At 43.8% G+C, this 18299-nt stretch carries 20 protein-coding genes; 19 read left to right on the top strand and 1 reads right to left on the bottom strand.

Annotated features, from left to right (window positions below; translation table 11 throughout):
• Positions 1-126 precede the first annotated feature (126 nt).
• The 15 genes from EV579_RS03445 (at position 127) to EV579_RS03375 (ending at position 11496) form a co-directional block, all read left to right on the top strand.
• The gene (locus EV579_RS03445; protein ID WP_133743960.1) at positions 127-375 is read left to right on the top strand and encodes a hypothetical protein; all 249 of its coding nucleotides are present in this window, start codon (positions 127-129) and stop codon (positions 373-375) included.
• A 47-nt stretch (positions 376-422) separates the two neighbouring features.
• Positions 423-1307: a phage terminase small subunit gene (gene terS, locus EV579_RS03440; protein WP_133743959.1), complete on the top strand. Its 885-nt coding sequence runs from the start codon at positions 423-425 to the stop codon at positions 1305-1307.
• 11 nt (positions 1308-1318) lie between these two features.
• Positions 1319-2617, top strand: a complete 1299-nt coding sequence (locus EV579_RS03435) for a PBSX family phage terminase large subunit (RefSeq protein ID WP_166644685.1) — start codon at positions 1319-1321, stop codon at positions 2615-2617.
• Positions 2617-4137, top strand: a complete 1521-nt coding sequence (locus EV579_RS03430; protein ID WP_133743957.1) for a phage portal protein — start codon at positions 2617-2619, stop codon at positions 4135-4137. The genes EV579_RS03435 and EV579_RS03430 overlap by 1 nt, the downstream gene beginning before the upstream one ends.
• The gene (locus EV579_RS03425; protein ID WP_133743956.1) at positions 4134-5045 is read left to right on the top strand and encodes a phage minor head protein; all 912 of its coding nucleotides are present in this window, start codon (positions 4134-4136) and stop codon (positions 5043-5045) included. The genes EV579_RS03430 and EV579_RS03425 overlap by 4 nt, the downstream gene beginning before the upstream one ends.
• Positions 5046-5259: 214 nt before the next feature.
• A complete protein-coding gene (locus EV579_RS03420) occupies positions 5260-6414 on the top strand; it encodes an XkdF-like putative serine protease domain-containing protein (RefSeq protein WP_133743955.1) in 1155 nt (384 codons plus the stop codon).
• Between the two features lie 23 nt (positions 6415-6437).
• Positions 6438-7367, top strand: a complete 930-nt coding sequence (locus EV579_RS03415; RefSeq protein ID WP_133743954.1) for a phage major capsid protein — start codon at positions 6438-6440, stop codon at positions 7365-7367.
• Positions 7368-7372: 5 nt separating this feature from the next.
• Positions 7373-7780, top strand: a complete 408-nt coding sequence (locus tag EV579_RS03410) for a YqbF domain-containing protein (RefSeq protein WP_133743953.1) — start codon at positions 7373-7375, stop codon at positions 7778-7780.
• Positions 7781-7785: 5 nt separating this feature from the next.
• Positions 7786-8178 (top strand): protein YqbG, encoded by a 393-nt coding sequence (gene yqbG, locus EV579_RS03405; protein WP_133743952.1) that lies wholly within the window; start codon positions 7786-7788, stop codon positions 8176-8178.
• Entirely contained in the window at positions 8175-8531 is a 357-nt protein-coding gene (locus tag EV579_RS03400; protein ID WP_133743951.1) for a DUF3599 family protein, read from the top strand. Before yqbG ends, EV579_RS03400 begins: the two co-directional genes overlap by 4 nt.
• Positions 8528-9034, top strand: coding sequence for an HK97 gp10 family phage protein (locus EV579_RS03395; protein ID WP_133743950.1), 507 nt, complete (start codon positions 8528-8530; stop codon positions 9032-9034). The genes EV579_RS03400 and EV579_RS03395 overlap by 4 nt, the downstream gene beginning before the upstream one ends.
• Before the next feature lie 4 nt (positions 9035-9038).
• Positions 9039-9494: a phage tail terminator family protein gene (locus EV579_RS03390; RefSeq protein ID WP_133743949.1), complete on the top strand. Its 456-nt coding sequence runs from the start codon at positions 9039-9041 to the stop codon at positions 9492-9494.
• Between the two features lie 25 nt (positions 9495-9519).
• Positions 9520-9702: a YqzN/YkzM domain-containing protein gene (locus tag EV579_RS03385; RefSeq protein WP_234833592.1), complete on the top strand. Its 183-nt coding sequence runs from the start codon at positions 9520-9522 to the stop codon at positions 9700-9702.
• A gap of 2 nt (positions 9703-9704) precedes the next feature.
• Entirely contained in the window at positions 9705-11051 is a 1347-nt protein-coding gene (locus EV579_RS03380) for a phage tail sheath family protein (protein WP_133743948.1), read from the top strand.
• Between the two features lies 1 nt (position 11052).
• Positions 11053-11496, top strand: a complete 444-nt coding sequence (locus EV579_RS03375) for a phage tail tube protein (RefSeq protein WP_034282378.1) — start codon at positions 11053-11055, stop codon at positions 11494-11496.
• Between the two features lie 309 nt (positions 11497-11805).
• Here the strand turns inward: EV579_RS03375 and EV579_RS03370 are convergent, their stop codons facing one another.
• Positions 11806-11862 carry a putative holin-like toxin gene (locus tag EV579_RS03370; RefSeq protein ID WP_229200408.1) on the bottom strand — a complete coding sequence of 19 codons (57 nt, stop codon included), beginning with the start codon at positions 11860-11862 and terminating at the stop codon, positions 11806-11808.
• Positions 11863-12047: 185 nt separating this feature from the next.
• On the opposite strand from EV579_RS03370, the gene EV579_RS03365 reads away from it, so the two are divergent.
• The 4 genes from EV579_RS03365 to EV579_RS03350 are packed head-to-tail and all read left to right on the top strand — an operon-like array spanning position 12048 to position 18296.
• Positions 12048-12497, top strand: coding sequence for a phage tail assembly chaperone (locus EV579_RS03365; protein WP_025092910.1), 450 nt, complete (start codon positions 12048-12050; stop codon positions 12495-12497).
• A gap of 29 nt (positions 12498-12526) precedes the next feature.
• Positions 12527-12673 (top strand): hypothetical protein, encoded by a 147-nt coding sequence (locus tag EV579_RS03360; RefSeq protein WP_106156954.1) that lies wholly within the window; start codon positions 12527-12529, stop codon positions 12671-12673.
• A gap of 3 nt (positions 12674-12676) precedes the next feature.
• Positions 12677-17641: a transglycosylase SLT domain-containing protein gene (locus EV579_RS03355; RefSeq protein WP_133743947.1), complete on the top strand. Its 4965-nt coding sequence runs from the start codon at positions 12677-12679 to the stop codon at positions 17639-17641.
• On the top strand, positions 17634-18296 hold the full coding sequence (locus tag EV579_RS03350; protein WP_133743946.1) for a LysM peptidoglycan-binding domain-containing protein: 663 nt from the start codon (positions 17634-17636) through the stop codon (positions 18294-18296). The genes EV579_RS03355 and EV579_RS03350 overlap by 8 nt, the downstream gene beginning before the upstream one ends.
• Positions 18297-18299: the final 3 nt, after the last annotated feature.

The following is an 18299-nucleotide window of genomic DNA, read 5'->3' as shown; positions in this document are numbered from 1 at the left end:
GTGCTGACAACACCCTCCCTTCAAAGACAGAAAGAACCTCCCTGCCTAAGAGCGTGATCAAGACGCGGCCGCGTTTGTGGGAAAATATCACGCTCTCATCCACTATTGTAATGGAGGTAAGGGAGAATGACAACAAAAAACACAAACACACGTTCCCTTTCTGACGAAGAAAAGAAAGAAATGCTTATGACCATTCAAGCTGAACAGGCTGAAGGTATAGATAAATCAAAAGAGAACTATCGAAAAATTGCACAGGCTTGCATCTCTCAATGGGTCAGAGACTTTAAAGCAGGAAATATCAAATTGTCTACTGTTGAAGATCTGAAGAAACTCGTAGAATTGGACATCGATCTTCAGAAGCATGACGATATTTAAAAACAAACTCAAACTTAATTCAACAGCTCGGAGGTGGGTGATATGTAATGGCTAGACCTAGAAATCCTAAAAGAGATCAGGCATTCCAACTGTGGAAGGAAAGCAATGGAACCCGCTTACTGAAAGACATTGCTGAAGAATTAGAGTGTTCTCAATCCCTTATCCGCAAGTGGAAGAACCAAGACTCTTGGGATGAGAAATTGAATGGTAACGTTACTAAACCAAAAGGGAAATCCAATGGTAACGTTACTAAACGTCCTGGTGCTCCGAAAGGGAGTAAAAACGCCAGAGGTAATAAAGGAGGTAAAGCGCCACCTGGTAACCAAAATGCTAAAGGCAATAGGGGTGGCGCAGCTCCTAAAGGGAACAAGAATTCATTCAAGACCGGTGAATATGAAACGATCATGTTTGAGTACATGGATGAAAAGGAACAGAAGCTTTTTACTGAAGTTGAGACTGATCCTTTGTACCAAATTGATCTATCAATACGATTATTGAGCGTTCGTGAAACAAGAATGATGCGCTTGATCACTAAATATGAGAATGGATTGACTGATAAGCAGCGGACAGTCTTGCAACAAATGAGGAAGATGAAAGACGTTGTACAGGCTCCAGATAAAAATGGTCTGATTAAAGCTGTTCCAATAACTAATGAACGTCTAGCAGTGGTCCAGATTGAGGAGACAGATTCACCGCTGCTGGAGAAGATATTGAGCATAGAAGATGCTCTGACACGTGTGACCGCACAACGTGATAAAGCCATTAGGCAGAAAGTCGACATAATGAAAACAATGTCTGAATATGAATTGAGGCTTCGTGGCCTTGATCTTGCAAACCGAACGAGGGAGGCAGAGCTGGAGCGGATCACCGCTCGACCTGTCGATGATTCTGTACAAATAACGATTAAGCGGAAGAATAAAGGTGATGGCTGATGGTTCAAATGATGGAGAAGGAAGTCAATCCACACTTTGAAGATTTTCTCTTTGATTGGGATCAGAAGTTTCAATTCTTGGTGGGCGGTTACGGCTCCTCCAAAAGCTATCATATTGCCCTGAAGCTCATTCTGAAATTACTAGATGAAAAGCGAACCGCTCTTGTGATTCGTGAAGTCTATGACACACACAGAGATTCAACGTTTTCTTTATTTGAAGAGATCGTGAATGATCTTGGACTCGGTCATGTCATTCAGTGCAGGACATCACCGCTCATGCTTAAATTTCACAACAGCAGCCGGATCATTTTCAAAGGTCTGGACAAGCCTACCAAGCTGAAGTCGATCAACAATATCTCGATCATTTGGATTGAGGAATGTTCCGAGGTTAAGTATGAGGGATTCAAGGAGCTGCTTGGTCGTTTGCGTCACCCGACTTTGGATTTGCACATGATACTATCAACGAACCCTGTCGGGCAGGATAATTGGACGTACAGACATTTCTTTAAGGATGATCAAAACAATCGCTTCATCCTGGATGATGAAAGGTTATACAAAGAGCGAACGATCTCCATTAACGATACGTACTATCACCACTCGACGGCAGAAGATAACCTATTTCTACCTGTGAGCTATATCAAGCAGCTGGATGAACTAAAAGAATACGATCCCGACCTTTATCGCATAGCCCGAAAAGGTCATTTTGGCATTAACGGAATTCGTGTTCTTCCTCAATTCGAGGTGCAGCCGCATGATGATGTCATGTTAGCAATCTCAAATATCAATCGTCCTTTGCTTAGAGCGGGCATGGACTTTGGTTTCGTAGAGTCTTATAACGCTTTGATTCGACTGGCCGTCGATCACGAGAAGAAATATCTATATATCTATTGGGAGTATTATCAAAAGGGCACAACCGATGATGAAACTGTACAAGAGCTCATCGAATTTACAAAAACAAAAGAGCTGATCAAAGCGGATGCAGTTGAACCGAAAACCATCGCATATTTCCGCAAGATGGGATACAACATGGTGGCCGCTCATAAGTTCCAAGGATCACGCTTGCAGTACACCAAGAAGATCAAGCGGTTTAAGAAAATCATTTGTTCCGACTCATGCAAAAATACGATCTATGAGCTTCAGCCGCTAACGTACAAGACAGACAAGCGCGGCAATATCATAGAGGACGAGTTTCAGATTGACCCTCATACGTTATCAGCCATCTGGTATGCGCTAGATGATTATGAAGTCACCGATCTGAAAGAGAAACCAAAAGAGCGGACACGCCCGAACAGAGAAAGGAGGTCACGCTGATGAAAACGGTCAGAGCAACAGTGATGAAGGCCAATGTGTCTGAAACCACTAAGCAGATTTATGAGGATGGATTTAATTACGAGATAGATGATGTGATCGAGCCGCCATACAATATTAAAGAGCTCAAACAAATGGCCGAGTATTCTACCATTCTTCAGCAATGCATCGATGCTTATAAAACGAATATTCTAGGTTTCGGCTTAGGAATCGAGTATACTTTCGATTTCAACGCAGAGAACGCACCGAAAGAAAAGAAAGCTGCAGCTGAGAAAGAATGGACCCAACTTGAAGAGTTCGCCAGATATATGAACTATGATGAGTCAGCCGAAGTGGTCCTTGGTTATGTAATAGAAGACCGAGAGAAAACAGGTAATGGATTTGTGGAAGTGCTTCGAGAAGGTACAGGAAAGCCTGCAGGCATTGAATATCTGGATGCACAATACTTACGTGTTTGTAAGCTGGGTGATCCCGTTGACGTCGAATTCCGATACACAGAAAATGGTCAAGTGAAGTCATTGCAACGGAAGAAGAGATTCAGGAAGTATGTGCAGAAGGTCAAAACTAAAAAAGTATTCTTCAAAGAGTACGGTGATCCCCGAGTCATGAATGCTGCTACGGGAGAATACAGAGAAGACACCCCTTCTGATCTTGTAGCAAGCGAAGTCATTCACTTCAAGATAGGCAGCGGTACATATGGTGTTCCGCGCTGGATTGGCAACATCGTCAATATGTATGGAGCGCGCAAAGCTGAAGAGCTGAACTATCTGTACTTTAAACAAGGGCGGCATGTGCCGGCTGCAATTACTGTAGAGAATGGGATGCTGTCTGAATCCTCATATGAACAGCTGCAAGAATACATGAACGGTATCGAGGGCTCAGACAATGCACATAAATTCCTGTTACTCGAAGTGGAAGGGATTCCGAAGAAGGATGAGCTATCGAACGATGAAGAGCCGGCTAATGTAAAGGTGGATATAAAATCACTGGCCGAGATTCTCCAGGAGGATGCGCTGTTCCTTGATTATGATGAGAAGACGAGAAACAAAATACGTTCATCATTCCGTCTGCCGCCAATCTACACAGGCGAATCACAGGATTATAACAAGGCAACAGCTGACACCGCTCGAAAAACGACAGAAGAACAGGTATTCCAGCCGGAGAGAATGATCATCACTGGCAAGCTCAATACACTCTTTCTTCCTGATCTTGATCTCTGGCATGTGCGGCTCATATTAAATGGTCCTGATTTTCGTGATCCGCTCGAAATTGCAAAGGTTCTTACACCGTTTATTCAAGCAGGAGCGGTTTCACCTAATGATCTGCGTGATCTGGCTGGCCGTATTCTTGGTAAGACACTTGAAGAATGGCCAGAGGAAGAATATCACCGACCAATTGAGGCGAAGCCAAAGGCATCAACTAGCTTGCTTGATACGGTTCTTCAAAAGTCTGCGGGTACTAACAATGAATTGGTATCTATCCTCAAAGACCTTCGGGATGAACTAGAGGAGATCCGCAAATGAGCAAGATCGATCAGCTGATAAAAAACATCAATACCTTTGTACAAAAAGCGGAGGAAGATGAGGTCAAGGAACTAGAAGCAGCTGTAGCTGATTTCCCTGAACTGGAGGATATCCCTTCTTTGGTGGAAGAGTATGAGAAAACCACCGCGAAACTTCTCAGATTGCAACGCAGGACGTTTTTGAATGCACTGAATGGTTTTATATCCAAGGACGATTCGGAGACGTTAGAATCAATTCTAGCATTCTTTCAAAATGACTTGTTTGCAGCTGATGAATTTGCGGAGCTGTTCGGAAAAGAAACGGCTGTCTTTCTGACTCTTACCGTCACACAGCTGGCTGAGAAGATCATGCATTCCATCGATGCTGATATTCCATTCAAGGTGCTTTCTGAGAAAACTGAACAGTGGATTGAATCGTGGTCGCAGGAGTTGGCGCAGCTGATGCAGCTGAATACTCATACGGCCATTGAGCAAACACTGAAAGATGGCATAACAGAAGGCCGCTCTATCCAGGAGATTGAACTGGAACTGAAGGACCTTCCTGAATTCAGCCGGAAACGCGCACGTGTAACAGCCATTACAGAGGTGTTGACCGCTTCTTCCGTCGCTCAACATGAATCCTACGTCCAATCCCCGGCAGTAACGGGGAAGAAGTGGAAACACAGCGGCGGGAAGAAGAATCAGTCAAGAGAAAGTCACGTGCAGCTGGATGGTACCATCATCCCTCTCGATGAAGAGTTTGAGATACCAGGCAGCGGAGAGCGGTGCATGTTTCCGAGAGATACACAGCTCACGCCAAAAGAACGAGTAAATTGTCATTGTGCGGTTGGTCCTGTAGTTGATCCAGTCATTTTGGGTTTGTCAGCTGAAGAAAAAGAAAAGATTAGAAATGCCGTTTCTGTCAGGTAACGTTTTTTAGTACAATTATATATACGAGACACATTAAGTGAGGAGTGAAACAAATGTCAGAATGTGAAAATGAATGGTGTGAGAACCTTGTTGATCCTGAAAAAGACGGTTTACTATGCGAAGATTGTTACAAAGATGCATTGAATAGTTTTAAGTAGAGAAAGACATTGGACCTTCAGTTGAAGGTCTTTTTCTTTTGAAAGGGGGTGAACATATGCCAAGGGAATTAAAAAACGCAAAAATTACGCATGTTTCATACGTGGACAAGGCTGCTAATCAAAAGCAGTTCTTTTTTATGAAGTCAGAAAAAGAAAATGACTTTCAAAAAGAGATCAAGGTCATTGCGAAGGCTGATGATGCGCAGCGTCTTGTGTACGGTATTGTATATGAGCCTAATGTGGAAGATGCGCATGGAGACTATATGACACCAGAAGAGATCGAAAAAGCCGCTCATGGGTTCCTGAAGGATGCACGTGAGATCGACAAGCAGCATGATTTCCAAGGCGGTGTCGGGGAAGTCGTTGAATCGTACATTGCTCCGTCTGAGTTTCAAATGGGCGATGAGCTTATCAAGAAAGGATCGTGGGTCCTTGTGACGAAGGCTTCCGATGAAATTTGGGAACAGATTCAAAAGGGTGAGATTACCGGATATTCAATGGCCGGAACAGCAGATATAGGAAAACAAGAGCGTGAGCCAGCTTCTGAAGAGAAGGGGCTTTTTTCTTTGCTCAAAAACTTCTTTTCTAAAGGAGAAGTGAAGAACCGATACGACAAAGGCCGCATGCGTCGTGAGTTTTGGGCGGCACAAGAGGCGCTGAATTCCGTTTTGTATAAATGGGACCCTTACGAGGATGATGGTTTAGAAACTGATCCTGAAAAAGTAAGAGCAGCACTGCAAGATTTTGTGGAAATCACACAAGAGATTTTGCTTACTGATGACTTGGGTGGGATCCAAACTGATCCACCTGAAGAAGTCGCAAAAGCTGGCCGAAAGTTTTCAGCTGCTAACTTAACTGAATTGAAAAATGCAAGAGCCGCTATCGACAACTTGCTAAGTCAAGCGGAAGAGAAGGAGGAAGATGAAGTGAACAAAGAAGATTTGCAAAAGATGCTAGATGACACAATTGCACCGGTTGTAAAGCGTCTCGATGACCTTGAAAAAGGCGAAGGCGAGCAGCAACCTGATCCGCAAGAAAATCAACCGGATGAAGCTGTTGCAAAAGAAATGGCCGCAGCTGTAGAAAAGGCATTGGCTCCAGTTGTTGAAAGAGTCGAAGCGCTTGAAAAAGCACGTCCGCAAGGTAATGGAGTAGGAGATCAACAACAAGACGTACAAAAATCTGAAACGGTATGGGGCGGCTTGCTTTAAGCCGAGAAAAAGGAGGAACTAGAGTGAGAAATCAAGAGGTAATTAACAAAGCGGAAGTGACGCTTGGGACGTTAAAAACAGGTGGTCTCATGAATCCAACCCAATCTAGCACATTTATTCGTATGGTGCAAAATGCACCAACACTGCTACAAGATGCACGTGTCATTCCGATGGATAGCAATGCACAAAAAATCGAAAAAATCGGTTTTGGTCAGCGCATTCTGCGTCCTGGTCAGGAAGGTGTAGGTTTAACTAATGAACAAAAGACTGCGCCAACAACAAGCACTGTGGAGCTTAATGCAAAAGAAGTCATCGCCGAAGTAAATATCACATATGATACGCTTGAAAACAACATCGAGGGTGACAATTTACAGAACACCATCATGCAAATGCTCGCTGAGCGTGCAGCCGTTGATATTGAAGAATTGATCCTAAATGGTGATACGAAATCTAGTGATGCATACCTAGCGCAACTTGATGGTATTCGTAAGCAAGCAACATCTCATATCGTAGATGTAGCTGGTGAACCACTTACACGCCAAGTATTCAAACAAGGATACAAAGCTGTTCCAGCAAAATATCTGCGTATTCCACAAGAATTCCGTTTTTACACGTCTCCTGGCCAAGAAGTCGAGTGGAAGGACAAAGTGGCAGATCGTCAAACGAATCTAGGGGATGCAGCTGTACAAGGGGGACTTTCTTCCGCATTCGGTGTTCCAGTCAAAGGTATTGCAAACATGCAGCCATATGGAATGGGAGAGGACGGAACGGATGTTTCGGACATTTTATTGACTCATCCGAAAAACATTATCCTTGGCTTCTCTCGTAACATCCGAATTGAAGTGGATAAGGATATCCGCAGACGTAAATTTATTATTGTCCTCACAGCGAAGCTCGACAGCAAATTTGAGGAAGAGGATGCTGTTGCTAAGATCATCAAGGTCAAGGAGTGATCAATATGTATACAGCTGAATTGATCAAGGGAAAGACATACTCTGTGATGGGGCATGTCTTTCTTTTAAATCAGGAGAAAGAGATTGAGAAAAAGGTATTTCAATATCTCAATGGTAATGAGTTCTTTGATTGTAAGCAGCTTGATGTTCCTGCTGATGATCCAAAAACGGATGGTCAACCAAAAGAAGATGATAAGTCTGTGAAAGAGGAAGAAGAACCAAAAGAGGCTGAAGAAGAACCGCAACAAGAACAAAAAATCTACACTGAAACAGAACTGAAGGGCATGAACAAAACTGAACAAGAAGCCATTGTTATTGATCTTGGCGGCGATCCGGCTCAACTCAAAGATAAGAGTGAGAGAATTGCCTTCATCCTTGAGCATCAACAGCAACAAGAAAAAACAGGAGAGTAAGGCTGATGCTGATCTCTTCTGAAGATGTTAGGGCATATACCGTATTCGAGAGCGTGAAAAACCGATCAGATGAATTATTGGAAAGTGACATCATTGAGGCTGAAGCTGAGGTATTTAAGATCGTAGGTCATGATTTCACAAGTGAAAAATATCAGCCGCTTCCTGAAAAAGCAAGAATCGCATTGATTAAAATGGCACAGTTCTTTGCGCTGATCAACGGGGATGAATCAATCATCAAAGGGTACAAGTCAGAAAAGATTGGTGACTACTCTTATACACTGGCAGATGGTAACGCCGTTTCAAAGCCAGATGTGTATAACCTGTTGATAGATTTCATTGAGCCGGGGGAACCGCCAGAAGATCCAGGTAACGTCAAGTTAAGGTTGAGATCGCTATGAGCTATCAATCATTATTAACGGATCGATGCGATATTTTCCACCTTCAGAATAAACAGCTGTCAAAAGATCGCTATGGAATACCTGTTCAAGATGCGCAGCCTGTCTTTTCATATCCTGATGAGCCTGATCAAGTTGATCAAGCATGTTACTTCACAGAGAGAAATCAAAACATCACACAGCAGGAGCCAAACGCAACCATTCACCAATCGTACCTTGTTCATTTTCCTAGTAATGCTGATGTCCGAATAAATGACAAAGTAGTATGGGAAGGCATTACTTTGAAACTCCAAAAGCCCAGACAGATCAAAAATCACCACATTGAGGTGGTAGCGATGAGGAGTGAAAGCCTATGAGGATTGATGGTCTTGATCAATTCATCGAGGACTTGAATGCTGCTGTTAATGGCGGCTTGCAAGCTGAATATGAAGAATGGCTTGAAGGAATGGGTTATGAGTTTCTTGATATTGTTCAGGATGAGGTCATTCGTACAAAAACGGTGGATGCTCGCCGTTTGCTCAACTCATTCCAAAAAGGAGACCAAGAAAACGTCTTTTCTATGAGCAGCGGCGGTCTGACCTTGGATGTAGGGACCAACTTAGAATACGCGTCGTACACAAACGATGGTCACTTTACCATTGATCCTTCCAAGAATCAGGACAGACGATGGGTTCCTGGCAGATGGGTTGGTGACCGGTTTGAATACGATCCAAATTCTGACACCGGAATGCTTTTGAAATTTCAATGGGTTGAAGGTAGCGGCTATTGGGAAAATGCAATATCCATCTTTGAACAGATGTTTGAACAATCACTAGATCGCAAGCTGCAGCAATGGATCGATGAAAAATTTGGGCGGTGATTAGATGAATCAAGAAGTCGGCGCCATCATGAATTATTGTTACAAGCAGTTTCCGGTGAAGGTTTACGAAAAGAAAATTCCTGAACAATTTCAGGTCCCATCCATGTACTTTCCAGCAGCATGGGTCAATACAAGAAACGATACTGTTTCAACGTTCCTTAAAACCTACACGCTGCATATTAAAGTGTTTCATAAAGATTCTGGACAGGCTCATGATGCGGCAGAAACAATCGTTGATGCCCTATCAGCTGATCGAAACATCATTCAAATGGTAAGTGAAGAAGGTGAACCGCTCGATCAATATGTTCGCATTAAGAGGGCGGAGACTAGGAATGGTGATCAAGGTGTGGCAACGATCGTCCTCACATGGGATAGTGCCTATTGGTACAACCGAGATGAGCAACCGAGCCTAGACGACATAAATTTTTCAGATGGGGTGATAAAAAGTGGCCAAGAATAAAAACGAGCCGGTGAAAGAAGAAAAAGTGACACCGGTTATTCCAAAGGAACCAGGGTTCTCATTTGAAGCCTTGAAAGAGCACAGCAAGGAATTGTTTGGCGTGAAGCCTGAAATCCTTGAGGGTGCTCTTTTTTATATCAAAGATCAACCAATTACAAAAACAGAAGCAAAGAAGCAGATTGATGCTTTTTTGTCTAAGGAGGTTTAAGCATGAATGGAGGTACTTTCACGCCAGGTACAGAAAAGAAGCGTCCTGGTATCTACTTCAATTTTAAAACCACAGCACAGCAGCGTATCACGTTAGGTGATCGCGGCACCGTTGCACTTCCAATCACAATGAGCTGGGGAGAGCCAAAGACGTTTATCTCTATCTCAGGCATCGAGGACTTAAATAAAAAAGTCGGATTAAACATCGATGACAAATCACTGCTTCTTTTCCGAGAAGCCAAGAAAAAAGCACAAACAGTCTTGCTTTATCGATTGAATGAGGGTGAACCTGCAAAGGCTCAGATCAGCGAGAATTTCAACGTGCTTGCGAATTATGGCGGACAAAAGGGCAATGAGGTCACGATCCAAGTCACTGAAAACGTATTGGACAGCTCCAAGCGTGATGTTGTGACTTACGTTGGTACAGACATTGTTGATAAGCAGGTTGTCACTGATGTCAAAGAGCTGAAGCAAAACAAATATGTTTCATTCTCTGGTGAAGGTGAAGTGACAATCACTGCTGGTGTAACACTGAGCGGTGGGAAAAACGGTGTTCCAAGCGTGGCAGATTACACAGCATTCCTTGAAGCAGCTGAAACAGAATACTTTGACGTGATCGCGCTGCCTAATAACACTAGCGAGCAGCTAAAAGCGACATTTGTGGCTTTCATCAAGCGGCTGCGTGATGATCAAGGGCGTAAGGTGCAAGGTGTTTTACCGAACTATGCAGCTGATCATGAAGGAATTATCAATGTCACAAGCGGTGTGCTGCTAGAAGACGGCACAGAGATCACACCAGCCAAAGCAACTGCATGGGTTGCCGGTGCAGCTGCAGGAGCCAACTTCAATCAGTCACTGACCTTTGTGGAATATGAAGGGGCTGTTGATACTTTAGAGCGTCTTGATAATGATCAAGTGGAATACCGTTTATCACAAGGCGAATTCCTGTTCACGTTTGATGCTCGTGATCGCACAGTGAGCGTTGAGAAGGACATCAACTCTCTAACAAGCTATACAACGGAGAAAAACAAGACATTCGGGAAAAACAAAATTATCCGAGTGCTCGATGCGATCAACAACGATCTCACTCGCGAATTGAAGAATCTGATTAAATTACGCAAAGCAAATGGCAATGACATTCCGGCATCGGATGATGGTCTGCAGCTGGTGAAAACACTCATCACGCAATATCTCACGCAGCTCCAAGATGGATCTGGAATCACTGGCTTTGATTCTGAAACGGATATCACGATCAGCTTGAATGAAGATCGTGACGGTTTCTTGATTGATCTAGCTGTTCAACCAGTTGATGCAGCTGAAAAATTCTATTTCAATGTAGAGGTGAAATAAGATGGCTTTTAAAGCGCAAAATACCATTTCAGGTAAGGAAGGGCGTCTTTTCCTTGATGGTGAGGAATTGGCGTTCATCAAAACGTTTGAAGCGAACGTGGAGAAAAACAAATCAGAAGTTAACGTTATGGGCCGTCGCATGACCGGTCACAAGACAACCGGTGCGAATGGTACTGGCACAGCGACTTTCTATAAAGTCACATCACGTTTCGTTCAGCTCATGCTGAACTATGTAAAAAAAGGACAAGATCCGTACTTTACGATTCAAGCTGTACTGGATGACAAATCATCCGGCCGAGGCACAGAGCGTGTCACATTGTTTGATGTGAACTTCGATTCTGCAAAGATCGCAGGGCTTGATGTGGATTCAGAAGCGCTAGAAGAAGAGGTTCCTTTCACGTTTGAGGACTTTGATCTTCCTGAGAAGCTGAAAGATTCCTTTTAAAATTTAATCACCATAGAAAATGTAACAAAAGAACTGACTAGTGAGTGTTTTTAAATAAGGTATTTTCACTTTTTTGTACAAATATGATATACTTTTGATAAATGGGATACTTGGGATAATAGTGAACCCACCCTTCACCATTTGAGAAAAAACTTGTTTACATGCAAAGTGATTTGCATACAATAAAAAGAAGCCAGGATGCGTCAACATCCCGGCAATGTACAATGAGGCCCTTCAAGGGGCTGGCTTAAATCAGGTGAAGCAACAAGGATAGGCAATCCCTACGAACTTACCAGGCTCAAGGGAGGCCTATTTTTTGTTTATATACGTCAACAGGGCAAGGATAAACATCCCAAATAAAAGCATGAGCGAAATCGCTTGAAACGTTGACATAAGCATCACCCCCTTTCTAACGGGGATGAGCCAGACCACCCTTGAGTAAGCCGTTCAATTGTACGATCTCTATTATACATGAAAAGATTGGAAAGCACATTCAAAAATTGGATGTGCTTTTTTGCATTCAAAAAACAAATCAAAGGGAGTTTTTAAACATGAGCGAAAAACAAACAAACAACGTATATGATCTTTCATTCTTTATGCCAGGACAAACAACAGAAGCGGAAGAAGTCAAATCCATTATCTCAAAGCGTTTCGTTGATAAAGAAGGTAAAGTGATCCCATTCGTATTTAAAGCCATTACAACTGAACGTATTGACGAATTGGAGAAGGAAAACACAACGTTCAAAAATGTTAAAGGTCGTGGACGTGTGAAAGACTTGGATTCTCAACGTTTCTACGCACGTATTGCGGTTGAATCTACTATCTATCCTGATTTCAAATCAAAGGAATTGCGTGAAGCATACAGTACCCAAGATCCAGTCGAAGTGGCAAAGCGTGTCCTATCTGTCGGCGGTGAATATGCGAACTGGTTAAACAAAGCCATTGAGGTTAACGGTTTTGAAGATGAAATTGAGGACCTTGAAACAGAAGCAAAAAACTAATAAAGGACGGGAACAAAGAGGCTGTGTATCTGTATTACTGCATGCATGAGCTTCATTACTCCCCGTCTGAACTCTTAGAGGTCTATGAAGCGCCAAGGCAATTCAAGGCCTTTTTGTTTGGTTTGATAGCACACAAACTTGAAGTGTTAGAAAAAGAATCGAAGAAAGGGGGATAAGACATGGCTCGTTTGACAGCTCGGTTTGATTTACAAGACCGGATCACGCGTAAATTGCGTTTAATCAGAGGAGATATGGAACGCCTTGATAGATTGCGCCGCAGATCAGAGCGGCCAATCACTTTAAGAATCAGAGACAATGCGACAATCGCATTAAGACGTGTGCAGCGTTTCGTATTGCGTGATCTTGCTCGAACTTATCAGTTGACTCTTGAAGTCAATGATCTGGCCACAAAAGCATTACGTAAGTTCAATGGCTTCTTACAACGCAAGATGCCGCGTACTCATAGAGTGCTGATGTGGATTAAAGATCAGGCAACACCAGGTCTTGTTCGGCTACGTCGTTACATCGATCGAAAGTTTGGCAAAGTAGAACGGTTTGCCATAACGGTCCATGATCGTGCAACCGCAGGGATCAGACGTATTGCATCATATGCAGCGCGGCAGCTTGGCCGAGGATACAGCTATACCATTAGAGCCGTTGATATGGTCCGGCGTACAGTCAGCCGTATAGCGTCTTATACACGGAACACATTAGGGACTGAATACAGGGTGGCGATCAATGCGATAGATCGTTTCACCGCTCCAGTACGTGGGGCCGTCTCATTTGCGAATACCCATTTGGGACGGACTTACACAACCACAATCAAGGTTCTTGATCTTATCACAAAGCCATTGAGAGGGATCGTGTCAGCTGTCACCAGTACACTTGGTTTGCTTGGAGTTGGTGCCGGTGCAACAGGTGGTATTGTTGTGCCGCTCAAAATGGTTGCCGATCGACAGAACATGACCACTGCATTTGAAACACTGCTTGGCAGCAGAGGGAAAGCAGATGCACGACTGGATGAACTGACGGCATTTGCCGGACAAACGCCATTTACTCGTGATGAGATTTTCGAGTCAAGTCGTGTTCTCCAAGTATTCACAGGGAACGCTCTATCGACTACTGAAGGAATGAAGCTAGTCGGGGACGTTGCTGCAGGTGTTCAACGACCGTTTTCCGAAGTTGCGCTATGGATGGGGCGTTTATATGACGGCATTAAATCGGGGCGTCCTATCGGTGACGCAACGGCAGCGCTGCAAGAAATGGGAGCTATCTCTGGTGATGCCAGAGGTAAACTCGAAAATCTTGCAAAGAGCGGAAAAGACATCTCTAAGACATGGCCTGAAGTAACGAAGGAATTTGGCAAATACAACGACATGATGATCAAAATGTCGGACAACTTGGCCAACTTATTCCTTGGTGTCAAATCATTCATCAACAACTCTATTTTGATGCCTTGGGGTAAAGGACTTGCAGCTGCGTTCCAGCCCGCTCTCGAAGCGTTCAGAACGTGGCGTGGGGAATATTCCTTTGTGCTGACTGATCTATCAAACAAAGCTGAAAAGGCGGGCAAGAAATTCGCTAACAGCTTCCTTGATCCGACGAAGAGTGTATTCGGATTTATTGGTGATCAGTTCAAAATTTTGTTTCCTGGAGAAAAACTCTCCAAGAAGCAAATGAAAGAACTCAAAGTGAAATTTAAGGACAACCCTAAGCTGAAGAAACACTTTGAACAGCTAGAAAAATACAGAAAAATGGACTTTGAAACACGGTGGAAGCTTGTCCTTGATAATACAAAAGACGTTTTTGGCCAATGGTGGGAAAAGACAGGGAAACCAGGTCTTTTTATGATGGCTGAAAATATTGGGAAGACTTACGGCGGCATCATAAACGGCGTGATCAACGGTCTACTTGGTATTGATGACAAATCATCCGAGGACAGTTTCACTGATGCAGGAGCAAAGGCAGGAAAGATATTCATCGAATCATTTTTAGAAGCTCTTGATCCAGCGCAATTGGGAATTCGTATCACCAAGAAGATCGGTGAGATCAACTTGAATGCTCTTACTGGAGAAGGATCAATTGCTGGTGCTTTGATTGCCAATGCGTTTGCGCTTGCATTCCTGGGGAAAGTGGCCACGTTGTTAAAGCCGCTCAAATCCATTCTTTCTGGAGCCTTTGCTGTCTACAAATGGGGCAAAGGTTTAAGAGGCGGGATGGGAGCAGGAACGAGCGGTGGTGTAATCGGTGGAGCTGGAGGAGCAGGGCGTCCACCAAGGAACCCACGAACTCCTGAATATCGTCAGCCTTGGATCAATAGAGGTGAGCCAGTAAGATCAACGACACCAAACCAAGGGCGTGGCGGTGGATTGTTAGGTAAAGTCGGTAAGGGCGCAAAGAGCATCGGGAAACGTATTCCTATTCTCGGTACAGCTATAGCAGCCACCGAGTTAATTGGCATGAATAATGCCAACAAAGGCGAAAAGATCGGTGGATTCATGGGGAATCTAGGTGGCGGTATCGGTGGAGCTGCGTTAGGTACATTGATCGCTCCTGGAATCGGAACGGCTATCGGTGGAGTATTAGGAAGCATCTTTGGCGGTGATCTCGGCAATTGGATAGGAAAGATGTTCGACAACGGAACCATCCAAAAGAAATGGGATGAGCTTGTAAAAGGCGCAGAAAATACAGTCCAATGGATTAAAGACACATGGAGCACTGTGTCCGGTTGGTTCAATGATAATGTTCTAACACCCATTACAACGTTCTTCAGCGACACCTGGACCTGGATCACAGAGAAATGGGGTCAGCTTTCTTCATGGTTCATGAATAACGTGTGGCTGCCGATTTATAACTTTGCAGTACCGATCATCAACTTTGTAGTTGGTGTTTTTGTCGTTGCATGGGAAGTGATTAGTACCGTATGGGGAGCTGCTTCAACTTGGTTTATGGACAACGTATGGACTCCGTACGGACAAGTGGCGGTCGCTGCTATCACCCTTGTCTGGAACAAAATCACCGAATTATGGAACTGGATACAAATCACCTGGTCCGTTTTCTCTGCATGGTTTATGACTTATGTCTGGGAACCGTTTGGATCAGTGGCGATTGAAGCTATCGTATGGGTGTGGAATAAACTAACGGAGTTCTGGAATTGGATTCAATTCGTATGGGGCACATTTGCGGTATGGTTTGATACCTTCGTTTGGCAGCCTTTCATCAATGTTGGATTGCCAGCGATTATGTTTATATGGAACCTGTTTAAAAGCACGTGGAATTGGATTAAAACCACTTGGATTATACTTGCCAAATGGTTTGATGAGTATGTGTGGCAACCATATAAAAAGTATGCAGAGCCAGCGATTACCTTTGTGTGGGAAAAATTTGATGAAGCTTGGAAAACGATCAAAGGTATTTGGAAAACAGTAAGTAGCTGGTTTGAGAAGTATGTTTTTAACCCACTAAAAGATCATGCAGAAAGGTTACGAAAAACATGGGAAGGCATCTTTGGCGTTATAGGAAATGTAGTAGGTAAAGTTAAAGAGGTTAGCGGGAATGTTGCTAATATCTTTATTAAAAAAGGTGAAGAAAAGACAAAGCTGAAAAAGAAAGAGAAGACAGCAAATAACGCCACCGGTGGTTATATCACCCAGCCAACCTTATCATGGGTCGGTGAGGCGGGGAAAGAGTTTGTCATCCCGACTGAAAACAACAAAGGTCGAGGGAAGATGCTACTTGCTCAGGCTGCTTCTCACCTTGGAATGTCTGTTGTGCCAAACGGTGCATCACCAACCTCTCCAGCAAGCTCATCGTCTCCAATGAGACCGGCTGCTGCTTCATCAGTTTCTACTTCTACAAGTGGATCGGTATCAATTAGAGACGCGGCCAACGCATCGAAATACGGGGAACAGTTTAGCACTGACTTTGAAAAAGGGTTAAACAGCAAAGTGGTTTCACTTGAACAGTGGAAACAAGCTAATATCAAGCAGCCATTTACTCAAATTCAGGCAGCGACTCCGCAGTATGGAGCACAAACTGTCACCGGCTTTGCTGCAGGTCAAAACATGACACCAACTGGCACAGGTCAATTCTTAGATCAAAATGTAAGACAACCTTTCTTATCCGCACGACAAGAATCACCTACCTGGGGAGCTGGACTGATTGACGCATTTAATAGCGGTATGAGGTCAAAAGGAAGCGAAGTGACACAAGCAGCCAAGGACATGGCCAAGAAAGTGGAACAAGCTTTCCGCGAAGAATTAGACATTCATTCTCCTTCACGCGTTATGATGAGTCTTGGAAAATTCGCATCGATCGGTGTCGTCAAAGGTCTTGATTCAGTTGACGTGAAGAAATTCGCAGAGAATCAAGCCGGTTCCTTAATCGCTGCGTTTAGCGGAATGGGTGCATCTAACCTGAGTGTTCAACAATGGCTCATGGCTGCTCTAATGGCAACCGGCACATCAATGAGCTGGCTACCTGGTTTGATGACGATCGCGCAGAATGAGTCACGTGGAAACCCGAAAGCGATCAACCTATGGGATTCAAACGCCAAGAGAGGAACGCCGTCTAAAGGATTGATGCAGACCATTGATCCGACCTTTAATTCTAACAAGGCAAGCGGCATGAATGACATCTGGAACCCGATCCATAATGCTGCAGCTGCTATCAATTACATCAAAGGCAGATATGGAAGTGTCTATAATACGCCTGGTCTTAGAAGTATCAGAAACGGTGGACCATATAAGGGTTATGCAAACGGTGGTCTAATAACGCAAGAACAAATCGCTAGAGTCGGTGAAGGAAACAAGCGTGAATGGATCATTCCTGAAGAGCGTGGCATACGTGGTCGCTACTTGTTGGCTCAAGCTGCACAGGCTTTAGGAATGGACGTATACGATCCGGCCACCGCTACATCTTCTGAACTTTCACAAGGGCAGGTGCAAACAGTAACAGCTGGCACAGCAAATGCACCGTCTGCTTCAGGTGGATCAAAACAGATCATCATTAATTTTAATGGTGAGCAGCATTATCATAATGGCCAAGACGCAGAAAACCTTGCAGAGAAGATCAAGCAGATGCTCATTGATGAGTTAGAGAATGAAATCAACACAGGAACGAAGGGAGTCGTGATCGATGGCTAAATCAAAATATCAATTGTGGATTTCGCAAGGGAAGGACAAATTACGATTCCCTGTTCTTCCTGAGAAATTGGAACTCAATAACAACGTACAAAATGAAACGGTAAAGGTCGCCTCTTTTGGCGAGCTCACATTCTTGGATGTACCAGGGGCTCGCCAAATTTCATTTACAGCCTTTTTTCCGAAGAAGTATACACCGATCGCTGAATATAAAAGCATTCCATCACCAGAGAATGCAATTGCCAAAATAGAGCGGTTCATGAAGTCAAAAAAGCCTGTACGCTTTATCGTTACTGGAACCAAAATCAATATGCAATGCAGCATAGAAAGCTTCAATCACAATGAAGGTACGTATGACGTTGGTGATCGGGAGTTTACTTTGCAACTCAAAGAATACAAAACGGCATCACCTAGAAAAATTAAACGGAAAGCCAAAAAGAGCAGCAAAAAACGCAGCTCAAAAGGCGCACCAAAGGTGTACACCGTTAAAAAGGGTGATACATTGTGGGATATTTCTGGTCGCTTCTATGGTGACAGCACAAAATGGCGGCGCATTTGGAATGCGAATAAAACCGCGATGATCAAACGAAGTAGACGCAATATTAGACAACCAGGGCATTGGATTTTCCCTGGTCAAAAATTAAAAATACCACAATAGGGG

Origin of the sequence: Bacillus sp. BK450, assembly GCF_004364885.1 — a bacterium.
Taxonomy (GTDB): domain Bacteria; phylum Bacillota; class Bacilli; order Bacillales; family Bacillaceae; genus Bacillus; species Bacillus safensis.
The sequence above is the reverse complement of the archived record's forward strand: the minus strand, read 5'-3'. Positions and strand labels throughout refer to the sequence as shown.

Excerpts from the sequence above, each read along its gene's own strand:
- EV579_RS03425 (WP_133743956.1), top strand. The coding sequence starts at position 4,134 with ATGAGCAAGATCGATCAGCTGATAAAAAACATCAATACCTTTGTACAA.
- EV579_RS03395 (WP_133743950.1), top strand. The coding sequence starts at position 8,528 with ATGAGGATTGATGGTCTTGATCAATTCATCGAGGACTTGAATGCTGCT.
- terS (WP_133743959.1), top strand. The coding sequence starts at position 423 with ATGGCTAGACCTAGAAATCCTAAAAGAGATCAGGCATTCCAACTGTGG.
- EV579_RS03375 (WP_034282378.1), top strand. The coding sequence starts at position 11,053 with ATGGCTTTTAAAGCGCAAAATACCATTTCAGGTAAGGAAGGGCGTCTT.
- EV579_RS03430 (WP_133743957.1), top strand. The coding sequence starts at position 2,617 with ATGAAAACGGTCAGAGCAACAGTGATGAAGGCCAATGTGTCTGAAACC.
- EV579_RS03435 (WP_166644685.1), top strand. The coding sequence starts at position 1,319 with ATGGAGAAGGAAGTCAATCCACACTTTGAAGATTTTCTCTTTGATTGG.
- EV579_RS03410 (WP_133743953.1), top strand. The coding sequence starts at position 7,373 with ATGTATACAGCTGAATTGATCAAGGGAAAGACATACTCTGTGATGGGG.
- EV579_RS03390 (WP_133743949.1), top strand. The coding sequence starts at position 9,039 with ATGAATCAAGAAGTCGGCGCCATCATGAATTATTGTTACAAGCAGTTT.
- EV579_RS03420 (WP_133743955.1), top strand. The coding sequence starts at position 5,260 with ATGCCAAGGGAATTAAAAAACGCAAAAATTACGCATGTTTCATACGTG.
- EV579_RS03380 (WP_133743948.1), top strand. The coding sequence starts at position 9,705 with ATGAATGGAGGTACTTTCACGCCAGGTACAGAAAAGAAGCGTCCTGGT.
- yqbG (WP_133743952.1), top strand. The coding sequence starts at position 7,786 with ATGCTGATCTCTTCTGAAGATGTTAGGGCATATACCGTATTCGAGAGC.
- EV579_RS03350 (WP_133743946.1), top strand. The coding sequence starts at position 17,634 with ATGGCTAAATCAAAATATCAATTGTGGATTTCGCAAGGGAAGGACAAA.
- EV579_RS03365 (WP_025092910.1), top strand. The coding sequence starts at position 12,048 with ATGAGCGAAAAACAAACAAACAACGTATATGATCTTTCATTCTTTATG.
- EV579_RS03400 (WP_133743951.1), top strand. The coding sequence starts at position 8,175 with ATGAGCTATCAATCATTATTAACGGATCGATGCGATATTTTCCACCTT.
- EV579_RS03355 (WP_133743947.1), top strand. The coding sequence starts at position 12,677 with ATGGCTCGTTTGACAGCTCGGTTTGATTTACAAGACCGGATCACGCGT.
- EV579_RS03445 (WP_133743960.1), top strand. The coding sequence starts at position 127 with ATGACAACAAAAAACACAAACACACGTTCCCTTTCTGACGAAGAAAAG.